We start from the raw sequence: 13,711 nt of genomic DNA on the forward strand, positions 1-13,711 counted from the left end.
GTACGAAACTTCTTTTTTATTTTTGAAAGGCCGAATTTCCTCTGGAATCGCTAAGCTTCAGGGCGTTCAGGCACTTTTTTTCGCCACCCAGCGGGGACTGACGAGGAAAAGCATTTCAATCAGGAAGTTGATTGGCGGTTACCCAAGATGGCTGATGCGTTTGTTTCTTCACGGTGTAAATTAATCTTTCCAGGGCTGGATACAGACTTTCAGGTATTGGCATTCAAGGGCACTGAGGCCATTGATCAGCCATACTTTATTCAGGTTCAGTTAGTCAGCGAAAACGCCTCTATTGACCTGGAGGCCTTGCTTCATCAACCAGTCTTCCTGTGCCTGGGCGAAGTCGATGAAGGCCTGCATGGGCAGGTCTACAGCGTCGGTCGCGATGACCCGGGTGCACGGCTCACGCGCTACCGCCTCACCCTGGCACCGCGGCTGGCGTGCCTGGCCCACCGCCGCGACCAGAGGATTTTCCAGCTGCGCAGTGTGCCGCAGATCATTGCGGCGGTGCTCGAACACCACGGCATCCTCGCCGACGCCTATGTCTTTGAGCTTGGCCCGGTGGTGTATCCGCCGCGCGAGTTCTGCGTGCAATACGCAGAAACCGACCTGCATTTCATCCAGCGGCTGTGCGAGGAGGAGGGCATCCATTTCCACTTTCGCCACACTGCGGACAATCATCTACTGGTATTCGGCGATGACCAGACGGTGTTTCAGCGCCTGCCCGCGCAGCGTTACAGCGCCTCAGCCGACCCGATGCATCAGGGCGCTCCGGTGGTCCAGCGTTTCGACCGGCGGCTGGCGACACGCAGCCAGCAAACCGTGCGCCGTGATCATGATTTCGAGCACCCTTCGCTGTCCCTGCAGGACACCGCCGGGGATACCGGCGCGCAACCCCATCAGGACTATCGGTACCCCGCAGGCTTTACCGGCCATGCACGGGGTGTGCAATTGGCGCGACGGGGCCTGGAGCGCCATCAAAGCGATCGGCATCGGGTGCTGGGCAGGAGTGATCAACCTGCGCTGCGCAGCGGTCACTTCCTGCCGTTGCAGGACCACCCGGACCCGGACTGCAATGACTTGTGGCTGCTTACGTCGGTGCGCCATGAAGGTTATCAACCGCAGGTGCTGGAGGAAGCAGTCGTCGAGGCTGGCAAGTTCCGTGGTTATCGCAACCGCTTCACCGCGACACCCTGGCGCGCCGTACACCGACCGCCCCTCAAACACCCCAGGCCAACCATCAACGGCAGCCAGACCGCGACAGTGACCGGGCCCGCCGGGGAGGATGTGCATTGCGATGCCTATGGCCGGGTGAAGGTCCGCTTTCATTGGGATCGCCTGGACAAGACCGACGACAAGAGCAGTTGCTGGGTGAGGGTGGCGTCGGGATGGGCAGGTGATGGCTTCGGCGCGATGATGATTCCACGGGTGGGGATGGAAGTGCTGGTGACGTTCCTGGAAGGCGATCCGGACCGGCCGCTTGTCAACGGCTGCCTGCCCAATGCATCACACCTGCCCAGCTACCCGTTGCCACAACACAAGACGCGCAGCGTGTTGCGCAGTTGCAGCTCACCCGGCGGCGATGGCGCCAACGAGTTGCACCTCGAAGACCGGCGCGGCGAGGAACTCATCTTCCTGCGCGCCCAGCGTGACCTGGAACAACAGGTCGGGCATGACAGTCGCCTTGAGGTGGCCGGCGAGCGGCGTGAAGTCATTCGCGGAGTGAATTCGGTGCGCCTGGAAAGCGAGGATCATTGCCATGTCGTGGGTGATCGCAAGGTGGTGCTCGAGGCGCACGATCACCTCGATGTACAGGGCGACAGCCTGACCCGTGTCGGCCAGACCCTGGTGATCGAGGCCGGGCAGCAACTGCATCTCAAGGCCGGTGCCAGCCTGGTGATTGATGCGGGGGCGCAACTGAGTCTGAAGGCCGGAGGCGAACACCTGGTGATCCAGGCCGGCGGTATCTTCAGCAGCCGGCCAATCATCCCGGGCGGTGCGCCGTCCCTCACGCGCTCGATCAGCGCCATGCCGGCGGCGGCTGCGAGTATCTCCACGGCACAGGGCGCCATCATGCGTTTGGCTCGAAAACTGGACGCGGATTTTTGCCCACTCTGTGAACGCTGCCGCGAAGGCCTGTGCGACAGGCTCGGGAGGGCTGCATGATGGAGAACCTGCCCAGCGAATGGATGGTCAGGCAACAACAGGCGGGACGGCGTCTGTGTCTGATACTCGAGGGAAGCAACCGTGCGCGTCAGCCACTGCTGGCCGTGCGTGAGCCGCCTTACTACCGCAGCCTGTACAGCGAGACCGTTGCAGCGCAGCTGGCAGACTCAGGTCCCGTGATCCTGCTGTTGGAGCATCTGAATGAACCCGCTCTGGTTGAGCTGCTGCAACATCCCGAGGGCCATTGGGGCTGGCTGGGGAGCCTGCCCGATGAAGACCTGACCAGCCTGGCGCGACACTGGCGCGAGCGGTTGATCATGGGGCCGGCTGGTAGTCAGGCGCTCTACCGTTTCCACGACAGTCGCACCTTCGCCCGTGCCCTGGCCCATTTACCGAAAGCACACTGGCCGACCTTTCTCGGCCCTATGATCAGCGTGTGCTACTGGCATGAAGGCGCCTGGCAACAAGCCGAGAACCCTGCCCCCGGAGACTACCCGGTGCCTGATCCGGCCCCATGGCTGACCGTCCCCAACCCACAGTCCGAAGCGATCCTGCACGGCAATATCCTGCGCTACCTGTTGGCCGAACACAGCGAAAACCTTGCTGCGCTGTTTGAATTTCAGGACCCCCGAATCTGGTTGACGCAAGTACTGGAACAGGCACGCGCCTGGCAATGGAGTGGGGTGGAGCAACTGGAATTCCTGGTGGTGCGCAGGCTGGAGGAAGCGACGCGAGGCAGCATTGTTCATTGGCAACCGAGAACCGGCGAGACGCCGGGAGAGCATTTTGAACGGGTCGCTGGGCAGTGGCGCAGGGCGGGGTGCGAGGATGAATAGGTGGGTGGGAGCGACGTTATTTGTTTTTGTGATGGCGGGGCTTTATGGGTGTGCGGGGAGGACGGCGGAGCGCTTTACGTTGGAGTTGGATTTGCCGGCCGGATTTGCTGCTCTAGGGGACGCCACCTATACACCTGCACCCGGTGAAACCTGCAAGCTGCCCAAAAGAATGGGTAAACGGCCTGAGTTGAAAATATTCAAGGCCGCCAGCAAGCCGGTAGCTAATAGAGTGAGTTTCGATGTGCCGCTGACGGAGAGCGTGGACGGTTGTGCCTTGGTAGTGCGCGAGCTTGTTTTCGCACTCAATGCCAGATGGGGAACGCGCTGGTCGGATATTGGACGAGATTACGCGATCATTTATTTTCGCGATAACGGTGAGGCCTGGACATCTCCGATGCCTGAGTCGGGAGTACTGGAGCTTCATGGGCAATGCCAGTGGGTATTTCGAACGGTTGGTTATGCACATGCCTTGATCAAGGGGCTGCGTTGCAGATCATTGGATGACGGCGGTCAAATCACAACTGAGCGGCCAGGTGGATATGTAACTCGCGACGGATTAGCTGGCCGGACGTTGAGGATGACATGGGCACTCAGCGAGGAAGAATCACCCGCTGATGGTGATAACTGGGTAAGCGTCCCAGGCGGCTGGAGGCGGTGTATGGGGGAAAGCCAGGATGACGTGTTCGGCTTTTGTCGCGGCAATGTCACTGACTTCAAGAGGTTCAAAATGCCTGATGGACGCTTTTGCAGTATTTATCCGACTTGTTATTAACTAAGGAGAACATTCATGGGACAGGATGCATGGAAGCAGCAATTCTTCAGTAGTCAGATGCCCGCTTGTGCATTAAGCGGAGATTGGTTGACCTTCTGCCTGGTTGATACAGCGGGAAGTGGACAACGTTATGGTGGGTTGGCCTACACCATCAATGACAGTGCTGGCAGGCAATATAAAGGTCGTTTGAATGGGGACGGCTTTGCCAGGGTTGAGGGTTTTTTCTGTGGCCCTGTCGTCCTGATGCTGGGGGATTCTTATTCGGGTAACTTAATGCCCTATCAGTGGCTTGGGACGCGAGCCGATTACGCACTGCCTATCACTGAGCTTCAAGTGCGGGCAGAGCAGACACTGTTTCTTGATCAAGACGATCCCCTTATCGAGCGTAACCCTGCGCAAAAAAAAGCGGATCATTTTTATCAGGTCGAAGTCAGTGATCTGGTACGGCACCGTGCTCACTTGCCGCCAATATCGGCGCGCACTAATCGTCCGATGCGGCATGCGCTCAAAATGATGGCAGAGCTGGGCTTTGGCCCTCCAGAATTGTTCCTCGACGGGTTGGTGCTGTTTCCAAAAAAATTCACGGTGTTGGAGGTTCGGCCTCTGCGAGCGCTGCGGCCTGTCATTTCCACGGGTGATCAATTTTGCGCGTTGAACCTTTACCAGTTAGCTCTAATGGCGACGTTAAGCTATTGCGAGTTCGGCCAAGACCTTACATCCGGTTCAGAAGAAACGGTCAGCTTCCCGCTCAACCCTAGTATCGGAAATATGTTCGTAGAGCATTTGTCCTGCTACCGAGAAGCCTGGAAGTTCGACCCAGCGCAAGTGCAGCGGTTTTATCCACTGTACGAAAACGTGGCTTACTCCAAGCGTTTTGAGATCTTGCCTTTTGATCCGAAACTGTATGAGCGGAATCACTCCGCTGGTGAAAGTCCGCAGCGACTTCACTTTTTCAACGATGCTGAATTCGGCACCGACACTCAGGCTTTTATCTGTCATCACGATGAGGTAGTGCTTGTCGCAGTGCGTGGCACGGCCAGTGGGGCGGATGCTTTGCGCGATGCAGATGCTCATCAAGTGCCCTTTGTCGAAGGGGTTGGAAAAGCTCACCAAGGGTTTTACCAAGCATTTCAAGCCATGCATAACCATGTACTGGACTATCTATTTCGATTTCACAAAGACCAGCGCATTGTCATCTGTGGTCACAGCCTGGGCGGCGCAATTGCCTTGCTATTGGCTGAAGGGCTGCGTCGCGTCCCTGACCGAGATTACAACCCACTCCTCTACACTTACGGCGCCCCCCGCGCAGCCGACTCCGAGTTCGTCGCCGGCGCGTCCAGCTTGGTGCACCATCGCATCGTCAACCACAACGACCCAGTGCCCAGTGTCCCGGCCACATGGATGAACACCACTGCCAAGCTGTGGATTCCCGGTGCTGTCGCATTGTTCAGTGCCCCCGGACCCGGCGGCTTGTTGTTCGCCGCCGGGCTGGTGCGCGTGGGTGGCGACCCCTATCAGCATCATGGCGAACAGCAGCATTTCATGCCGATCAAGCTGCCGGATGGCACGCAGTCTTCGGTGTTGTGGAAACCCGGTTGTGAGTCCATCCAGGAAGCGGCCTGCAATCGCGCGCTGCAGCTGTACGGTGACATGCCCGCGCGTGACAACCTGCTGAAACAGCTATTTCAGGCCAGCCAGCATTTCATGACTGCCAGTTACATACCGGCCGCCTGGGCCACCTTGCGTCGTTGGCAGCAGACCCTGGAGAGCCAGGGTACGTTGGTCACGCCGAGGGAGTTCGAATGGATCGACCGAGCGCTTGAGCATATGGGCCAGCAACTGCGCAACAGGAACCGCGAACTTGATCGTCGTCGGCCGACTAACCAGCGCAGTCACGCGCACCCACTCAGCCAGGCCTTGAGTGCCGAAATCGACCGCTTGCGCACCAGCCGCGAGCGCCTGCAGAGCTTGCGCTGGCGCCGCCTTGATGCGCGCGACGTCTATGGCAGTCATGCCGACGCGCCGCATCTGCAACCCTGCCTTAAACGTTGGTTCAGCCATCGCGAGAACCGCGCATTGTCCCAGGTTGCCAGCATTCCGCCGCCCTCCCTCGATGATCGAGGGAGGGCGCATACGCTGGATATCGACTCGATCGTCTAGCCCGCAGCGTGCAAAAACTCCACCTGCGCGGGCTGGCGTTTCATTAGCACCTTGCCATTGCGGATCGAGTACAGCGGCAGGCCCTGGCTGCGAATTACCTCATAGTCGCTGTCTGCCGAGAGAATCAGCAGGTTGGCCGGCCGCCCGGGCGCCAGGCCGTACCGGTCACCCAGGGCCATGGCCTTGGCGCTGTTGTCGGTGACCAGATCGAGGGCGCTTTGCAGGTTGCGGTAGCCGAGCATATGGCAGATGTGCAAGCCCGCTTCCAATACGCGCAGGATGTTGCCGTTGCCCAGCGGGTACCACGGATCGACGATGGAGTCCTGGCCGAAGCACACGTTCATGCCGGCCTCCAGCAGTTCGTTGACGCGCGTAACGCCACGGCGTTTCGGGAAACTGTCGAAGCGCCCTTGCAGGTGAATGCTTTCGGTGGGGCAGGACACGAAGCTGATGCCCGAATGCCCCAGCAGGCGGAACAGTTTGGCGCAGTAGGCATTGTCGTAGGAGCCCATGGCCGTGGTGTGGCTGGCGGTGACACGGGCACCCATGTCGCGGCTGCGCGCTTCTTCGGCAAGCACTTCGAGGAAGCGCGAGTGGGGGTCGTCGGTTTCGTCGCAATGCACGTCCACCAGGCAGCCGGTGCGCTCGGCCAGGTCCATCAGAAATTTCACCGAGCTTACGCCCTGGTCACGGGTGTACTCGAAGTGCGGAATACCGCCGACCACATCGGCCCCCAGGCGAATGGCTTCTTCCATCAGTTCACGGCCGTTGCGGTAGGACTCGATGCCTTCCTGGGGAAAGGCGACGATTTGCAGGTCGATCAGGTGCGCGCTTTCCTCGCGCACCTGCAGCATGGCCTTGAGCGCGGTGAGGTCCGGGTCGGTGACATCGACGTGGGTGCGCACATGCTGGATACCGTGGGCGGCCAGGGCCTGGATGGTCTTGCGGGCACGCGTGCGGGTGTCTTCCTCAGTGATGGTGGCCTTGCGTTCGCCCCAGCACTCGATGCCTTCGAACAACGTACCGCTCATGTTCCAGCGTGGTTCGCCGGCCGTGAGGGTGGCATCGAGATGGATATGCGGTTCGACAAAGGGCGGTATCACCAGATTGCCGGCGGCGTCCAGGTCGTGGGCTGTTAACCCAGGCACGGCGGTCTGTGCCGTGATGCTGGCAATCCGGCCATTTTCCAGGTGCAGATCATGCAGGCCTTCACGGTTGCGCAGGCGGGCATTGATGATGTGCATGGGCAAGTTCCTCTTGGCTAAAAACAATCAGGCGGCCGACAGATTACCATCGGCAAGGGTAAGGCTCATGCCTGCGCGTCAGCCAGTGGTTCGCGTACGTGCAGTACGGCGGTGAGCAGCATGTAGGTCAGGGACGCGGCGACTATCCCCACCAGTGGCGCCACCCAGGGCGAGCTGAACGCCAGCACGGTGCCGACGGCATATGCCGCCAGTCCCGGCCAGTTGAAGGCGGGCAGGCGGGCGACGGCCAGGCGCGGGTAACGGCCACGATAGCGGTAGAAGAAGTCTGCCATGATCACTCCTCCTATCGGGGGGATCACGGTGCCCAGCAGAATCAGGTACGGGACCAGCATGTCATACATGCCCAGCAAGGCCAGCAAGGTGCCGATCACTGCGCCGGCCAGGGTCACGGTCTTGCGGCGGCGAGTGCGTAACAGGTTGCAACCGGCCACGGCGAAGTTGTAAATGGTGTTGTCCTGAGTGCTCCAGATGTTGAGCAGCAACATGGCCATCGCCGCCATGGCAAAGCCTTGCAGCAGCAACACTTCAACCACGTCAGGTTGCTGATAGACGATGGCGCCATAAGCGCCGATCAACACCATCAAGCCATTGCCGACAAAGAATCCGATCAGACTGGCCAGCACCGCGACTCTGGCCGAGCGGGAAAATCGCGTCCAGTTGGTGGCCTGGGTCGCCCCGCTGACAAAGGTACCAAACACCAGGGTGATCGCCGTGGACAGGTTCAACTCACCCGTCGGCACCACCGCCAGCAGGCCATCCAGCCCGCCGACCTGTACCGTTGCCACCCACATCGACAGGCACAGCAGAATGCCCATCGCCGGCACCGCGATATACGACAGGATCTCAAGGCCGCGATACCCCACGTATGCCGTCGCGCAGAACACCAGCCCAAACAGCACCATCAAACCCAGCACGCTGCCCTGGCTCAATGCGAAATATTTGCCCAGTACCACGGCTGCCGTGGCGGTACCCCAGGCATACCAGCCGATCTGGGTAAAACCGAGAATCAGGTCGCTGAGCTTGCTGCCCACCTCGCCGAAACAGAAGCGGCCCATCAGCACGGAGTTCAAGCCGCTTTTGAACGCGATGTATCCCAGTCCTGCAGCGTAGATGCCCAACAGCAGGTTACCCAACGCCACGACACCGAGCATATCGACGAAGCTGAACGCCACACCCAGCTTGCCGCCGGCAAACATGGTCGCGGTAAAAAAGGTGAACCCCAACAGCACCATCGCGGTGGACGCCAAGCCCTTGCGCGCATGCAGCGGGACCTCGCTGAGAGGGTAATCGTTGCCCGGTTCGTGCTGCGTCATGTGCCTTGCTCCCTGATGGTTGACGCAGGTGTGTTGCACCGCGCGTGCCAAACCGGCAGGCGGTCAATAATCACTGCACCGTACTTTTAGCCATCTGAAAGACCGGTGCTCACCCAGCGCGAAAGCGGTGCAGCAGTGAGACACATTGGATCGTTAGCTGAGTCAGAGTTGTTTGCTCATATACACCCTGCGCAGGCCGTTCTCGACGCAATGATGGGTTTTTACATAGCCTCTGCGAGTGTAGAGCGCGATATTCTCGGTCATGGCTTCATTGGTGTAGAGGACGATGCTCGTAGCGCCCGACTGAACAGCCTGTTGCTCGGCAAAGTCCATCAACTGCCGCCCGAACCCGAGGCCCTGGGCATTCGGGTCGACGGCGAGGTTATCCAGCAAGAGCGCATTACTGGCAACGGCCAGGATGATAAAGCCCTGAACCCGCCCGCCATCGTCCAGCACATGCACCCCGCCGCAGGCAACCCGTTGGTGATAGTCCTGCAGCATCGGGCCGGGTTTACGACCGATGCGCTCTATGTAGGGCGCGTAGGCGGCCTGGACAATGAATTCAATGGCAGTGACATCGTGGGCGGTAGCGGGGCGTATCATTGTTTCGGGCTCCGTCGAAAAATGACTGGTATGTGACCGTGCACAAAAAAGCCACCCGCAGGTGGCTTTCCATTCATCAACCGCTCACTCGCCGCGATAGATGCAACCGCTGGTGCAGGTTTCATGGATGCGGATCGCGCTGAGTTCCGGCAGCAGAGGTTTGAGTTCGGTCCAGATCCACTTTGCCAGCACTTCGCTGGTCGGGTTTTCCAGGCCGGGGATGTCGTTGAGGTAGTTGTGGTCGAGGCGTTCGTAGAGCGGCTTGAAAATTGCCTTGATCTCCGAAAAGTCGCGAATCCAGCCGGTATGGGGATCCAGGTCGCCGCTGAGATGGATCGCCACTTTGAACGAATGCCCATGCAGGCGCCCGCACTTGTGGCCTTCCGGTACATGGGGCAGGCGATGGGCGGATTCGAACGTAAACTCTTTGAAGATTTCCACGGTATTTTCGGCTCGGTCAGGTATCTGGCAGGCGGCGAGTTTAACAGCTTGACCCCGCACTGCGCACACCGTCCCTCGCTCGTGCCGTTTTAGAGGGCCAGCAGCCGCTCGCCCAGCCTGCCGTTATCCGCCAATTGCAGAAACTCATCCCCCAGCCGCTGGCTCTCGCTCATCGCGGTTTGCCAGTATTTGTGGCGACTGGCGTCATCGCCCATGAAGCGCTTGAAATCGCTGCGGTCAGGCAGTTTGCCGTGGGGCAGGCGAGCGAGGTAGTCCTTTGAGGGCGCCAGTAGCAACACATCCTGCAAACCCTGTTGACTGCTGCGGCGCCATGGCAGGCCCTTGTCGAACCAGCCTGGAATGACCCGGTCGGTAAAGTGCGGGTACAGCACGATGTCATCACCGCTGTAGGGCAGGTCGAGGTGGTAATCCAGCAGGCCGCCGTCGCGGTAGGTGCCTGCGCCTGCGCCGGGCAGGTCGCGCACGCCTTGCATCACCATGGGGATCGAGCCGGAGGCGAGCAGCGCCTGGCGCAGGTTGCCCACACCCAGCGCAATGAAGCGCGACGGGAAATCCTTCAAGGGGTGCACCGGCGGCGCCTGGCGCGGGTCGTGGATGATCAGCCGCTCGAAATGCCGCGACAGCCGTGCGCGAGCGCGCAGGTTGTCGGCAATCACCGACGACAGGCCCAGCCCCAGCCGTCCGCGGTGGTCATCGGCGAGCAGGCCGTGGCTTTTGACCACCATGATGTTCAGCCGATAGTCGGGATTGTCCAGCACCTGTGCATCGCGGCCGGCCAGTAGATCGTCGAGCATGCGCTGGCAACTGCGGGTGACCTCGGACAGGGTCACGCCTTTGGCAAACCGTTGCTCGTTATACAGACGCCCGAGATCAAGCAGGCCTTGCACCGGGTCGGGCAGGCACGCGCTGGCAAACCGCCAGGAACCGATGGACGCGCCGATCAGTGCGCGCTCACGCGGTGTACGGCGCAGCCAGTCGCCAAACAGCGCCAGGTCCAGACCCTGGATTCCCAAAGCCTTGGGGCCGCCAGCTGCGCCCGGCAGGATGCCGACCTCGGCAGGCCCAAGGCCTTGCTCACGGATACGGGTGAATGCGCGTTTACCCGCCTTGAGGGTCAGGGCGGAAAACTTGACATGAATAGCGGCCATACACATCTCGAACTGAAGGAGCGAGTTCGCTCGCGAAAAACGCCAACCATAACGCGTGTGTCCGGAATAAACAGAGTGACGTTGAGATTTTTCTTATGGAAAATTGCCATGGTGGCAATTCAGTTTGAGTTAAGTTGCAGCGCGTACCGTCGCAGATGTAGGAAATACATCCTGAAACGGAGACTCATCATGAAGCGCCCCACAGCGCTGGTCGCCGCCGGTATCATCGCTGCGTTTGCGGTGCAGGCGTGGGCAGTGAACCCCGACAAACCACCGAATGTGCCCGGCGCTGTTACCATTGTCGCCTTCGATCAGCTTGAAGCCACGGCGCTGGCTTTGCATCCGGGTTCGACCCTGTTGGACACCGACCTGGACGAGCACTATGGCCGGTACATCTATGAGGTCGAGATCGAGGATGCCCATGGCGTCGAATGGGACGTTGAACTGGACGCGCTCTCCGGGCACGTTCTCAAGAATCATCAGGATACGTAATGACGGTATATCGACGCGTCGCGAGTCTGGCAGTGCTGGTGCTCCTGGCCTTCTGCTCAAGCCTGGCCGCCCGCGACCTCAACCAGGACGAAGCGCTGGCGCTGCGCCAGCAGGGAGTGATCCTGCCGCTGGAGCAACTGCTGCAGCAGGCGATGGCGCGGCATCCCGGGTCCAGACTGTTGGAAGCGGAGCTTGAGAAAAAGCACGGCGAGTATGCTTATGAAGTCGAACTGGTGACGACTGACGGCGTGGTGCGCGAAATCAAACTCGACGCCACCACCGGTGTGCTGATCAAAGATAAGGAAGACTGATGCGCCTGCTACTGGTGGAAGACAACGTACCGCTGGCCGATGAACTGCTGGCTGGCCTGCAGCGTCAGGGTTACGCGGTCGACTGGCTGGCCGATGGGCGCGACGCCGTGTATCAGGGCCGCAGCGAACCCTATGACCTGATCATCCTCGACCTTGGCCTGCCGGGCCTGCCCGGGCTCGACGTACTGGCGCAGTGGCGTGCAGCGGCATTGGCCACGCCGGTACTGATTCTGACCGCCCGCGACTCCTGGGCCGAACGCATCGAAGGGCTCAAGGCCGGCGCCGACGATTACCTGAGCAAGCCCTTTCACCCTGAAGAACTGCACCTGCGCATCCAGGCGCTGTTGCGTCGCTCCCATGGGCACGCGAACCAGCCGACCTTGCAAGCGGCCGGTCTGCATCTGGATGAAGGCCGCCAGTGCGTGCTGCGCGACGGTGAGGAAATCCAGCTGACCGCCGCGGAATTCCGCCTGCTGCGCTATTTCATGCTGCACCCCGAACAGATCCTGTCGAAAAGCCATCTGGCCGAGCACCTGTATGACGGTGAGACGGAGCGCGACTCCAATGTGCTGGAAGTGCACGTCAATCACCTGCGTCGCAAGTTGGGTCGCAGCGTGATCGAAACCCGGCGCGGCCAGGGTTACCGGTTTGGCGCCAGCCCTGCATGAGGTCGATCCAGCGGCGCCTGAGCCTGGGGTTGATCAGCGTGATGGTGATCGTCGGCGTGGTGCTGGCGCAAACCAGCCTATGGTTGTTCGAGGCCGGATTGCAGCGCTACCTGGAAGCCGGTCTGCGTAACGACAGCGAGAACCTGCTGGTGGCGCTGGTGCGCGGGCCGGGCGGCGTGCAGCTGGATGAGCAACGCCTGTCGCCGGCCTATCAGCGGCCCTTTTCGGGGCATTATTTCCGTATCGATTTTGCCGAAACACACTGGCGTTCCCGTTCACTGTGGGACCAGGAACTGCCCAGGCTGCCCGAGACCGGTCTGAAGGGTAACCTGCAGTTGGGGCCGGAAGGCCAGCAACTGCTGGTATTGCGTTCGGATTACAAACGCTTTGGCCAGTCGATTTCCATCAGCGTGGCCCAGGACTACACGCCGGTGCGCGAAAGCTTTCGGCTGATGCGTCAGATCGGTCTGGTGATGGGGCTGGCGGCCTTGTTGTTGGTGCTGGTGCTGCAACGGGTCACTGTGCGCCGAGCCTTGCGCCCGCTGGAAACCGCGCGTAACCAGATCGCCCAACTGCAACAAGGCCAGCGCTCGCAACTGGACACCCAGGTGCCGCTGGAGCTGGAGCCGTTGGTGGCGCAGATCAACCACCTGCTGGCCCACACCGAAGACAGCCTCAAGCGTTCACGCAATGCTTTGGGCAACCTTGGCCACGCGCTGAAAACGCCGTTGGCCGTGATGCTGAGTGCGGCGTCGAGCGAGGCGCTCAGGGAGCACCCGCAGTTAAGCAAACTGCTGCGTGATCAGCTTGAGCAGGTGCAACAACGCCTTAACCGTGAGCTCAACCGCGCGCGCCTGGCCGGCGAAACCCTGCCGGGTGCATTGTTTGACTGTGAACAGGAGCTGCCGGGCCTGCTCGCCACCTTGAACATGATCCACGGCGAACACCTGGGCCTGAGCTACCAGGTTGCTCCCGGACTGCAACTGCCGTGGGACCGCGAAGATTTGCTGGAGCTGCTCGGCAACCTGCTGGACAACGCCTGCAAATGGGCGGATGCCGACGTACGGCTGACGATCAGCGAAACCGAAAAGAGTTACCTGCTGGCCGTGGAAGATGACGGCCCGGGTATTCCCGAGGCCCAGCGGCAGCAAGTGCTGAGCCGTGGTACCCGCCTGGACGAACAGATCGACGGCCACGGCCTGGGCCTGGGCATCGTGCGTGATATCGCCGAGGTGTGGGGAGGGGTGTTGCAGTTGCAGGAATCCGAATTGGGTGGCCTGAAGGTACTGATCGAGCTACCCAAACGCCATTCCTGAGTTGCCAAAAACCAAGGTGCGGGGGAAGCGCTCAAGCTGAAGTAATGACTGCGTACGCGCTATTTCAGGCAGCCACATCCCAGTGGTGAGCAGGCTTGTTGTGGCGAGCGGGCTTGCCCCGCGTTGGGGTGCGAAGCGCCCCCCATCGAGCAAAACGCGGTGTACCTGATACGGCTCAGCGCCTGGGGCTGCTGCGCAG

Annotated in this window: 13 protein-coding genes; 8 read left to right on the top strand and 5 right to left on the bottom strand. The window is 60.5% G+C overall.

Features of this window, described 5'->3' with window-relative positions; genetic code table 11:
- Positions 1–147: 147 nt before the first annotated feature.
- The 4 genes from RHM60_RS00395 to RHM60_RS00410 are packed head-to-tail and all read left to right on the top strand — an operon-like array spanning position 148 to position 5,934.
- Positions 148–2,166 (top strand): type VI secretion system tip protein VgrG, encoded by a 2,019-nt coding sequence (locus tag RHM60_RS00395; protein ID WP_322213241.1) that lies wholly within the window; start codon positions 148–150, stop codon positions 2,164–2,166.
- A complete protein-coding gene (locus RHM60_RS00400) occupies positions 2,166–3,002 on the top strand; it encodes a DUF4123 domain-containing protein (protein ID WP_322214562.1) in 837 nt (278 codons plus the stop codon). Before RHM60_RS00395 ends, RHM60_RS00400 begins: the two co-directional genes overlap by 1 nt.
- On the top strand, positions 2,995–3,774 hold the full coding sequence (locus RHM60_RS00405; protein ID WP_322213242.1) for a hypothetical protein: 780 nt from the start codon (positions 2,995–2,997) through the stop codon (positions 3,772–3,774). The genes RHM60_RS00400 and RHM60_RS00405 overlap by 8 nt, the downstream gene beginning before the upstream one ends.
- 15 nt (positions 3,775–3,789) lie before the next feature.
- Positions 3,790–5,934: a lipase family protein gene (locus RHM60_RS00410; protein ID WP_322213243.1), complete on the top strand. Its 2,145-nt coding sequence runs from the start codon at positions 3,790–3,792 to the stop codon at positions 5,932–5,934.
- On the opposite strand, the gene codA is transcribed toward RHM60_RS00410, so the two are convergent.
- The 5 genes from codA to RHM60_RS00435 all read right to left on the bottom strand — a co-directional run bounded on the left by codA (position 5,931) and on the right by RHM60_RS00435 (position 10,725).
- Entirely contained in the window at positions 5,931–7,178 is a 1,248-nt protein-coding gene (gene codA, locus RHM60_RS00415; RefSeq protein ID WP_209980883.1) for a cytosine deaminase, read from the bottom strand. The genes RHM60_RS00410 and codA overlap by 4 nt on opposite strands.
- A 65-nt stretch (positions 7,179–7,243) precedes the next feature.
- Entirely contained in the window at positions 7,244–8,512 is a 1,269-nt protein-coding gene (codB, locus tag RHM60_RS00420; RefSeq protein WP_322213244.1) for a cytosine permease, read from the bottom strand.
- Between the two features lie 162 nt (positions 8,513–8,674).
- Positions 8,675–9,115 carry a GNAT family N-acetyltransferase gene (locus tag RHM60_RS00425; protein WP_322213245.1) on the bottom strand — a complete coding sequence of 147 codons (441 nt, stop codon included), beginning with the start codon at positions 9,113–9,115 and terminating at the stop codon, positions 8,675–8,677.
- Between the two features lie 84 nt (positions 9,116–9,199).
- A complete protein-coding gene (gene queD, locus RHM60_RS00430; RefSeq protein WP_003237990.1) occupies positions 9,200–9,556 on the bottom strand; it encodes a 6-carboxytetrahydropterin synthase QueD in 357 nt (118 codons plus the stop codon).
- An 89-nt stretch (positions 9,557–9,645) separates the two neighbouring features.
- Positions 9,646–10,725, bottom strand: coding sequence for a patatin-like phospholipase family protein (locus tag RHM60_RS00435; protein ID WP_322213246.1), 1,080 nt, complete (start codon positions 10,723–10,725; stop codon positions 9,646–9,648).
- A 189-nt stretch (positions 10,726–10,914) separates the two neighbouring features.
- Between RHM60_RS00435 and RHM60_RS00440 the strand changes: the two genes are divergently transcribed.
- Genes RHM60_RS00440 through RHM60_RS00455 form a run of 4 tightly spaced genes read left to right on the top strand, consistent with a single transcriptional unit; the run spans position 10,915 to position 13,512 of the window.
- Positions 10,915–11,217 carry a PepSY domain-containing protein gene (locus tag RHM60_RS00440; protein WP_209980894.1) on the top strand — a complete coding sequence of 101 codons (303 nt, stop codon included), beginning with the start codon at positions 10,915–10,917 and terminating at the stop codon, positions 11,215–11,217.
- The gene (locus tag RHM60_RS00445) at positions 11,217–11,528 is read left to right on the top strand and encodes a PepSY domain-containing protein (RefSeq protein ID WP_209980896.1); all 312 of its coding nucleotides are present in this window, start codon (positions 11,217–11,219) and stop codon (positions 11,526–11,528) included. The genes RHM60_RS00440 and RHM60_RS00445 overlap by 1 nt, the downstream gene beginning before the upstream one ends.
- Positions 11,528–12,196, top strand: a complete 669-nt coding sequence (locus tag RHM60_RS00450; protein WP_057009034.1) for a response regulator transcription factor — start codon at positions 11,528–11,530, stop codon at positions 12,194–12,196. Before RHM60_RS00445 ends, RHM60_RS00450 begins: the two co-directional genes overlap by 1 nt.
- Entirely contained in the window at positions 12,193–13,512 is a 1,320-nt protein-coding gene (locus RHM60_RS00455) for a sensor histidine kinase (protein WP_209980900.1), read from the top strand. Before RHM60_RS00450 ends, RHM60_RS00455 begins: the two co-directional genes overlap by 4 nt.
- The last annotated feature ends 199 nt before the right edge of the window (positions 13,513–13,711 follow it).

Source organism: Pseudomonas sp. MH9.3 (genome assembly GCF_034354675.1).
Taxonomy (GTDB): Bacteria; Pseudomonadota; Gammaproteobacteria; order Pseudomonadales; family Pseudomonadaceae; genus Aquipseudomonas.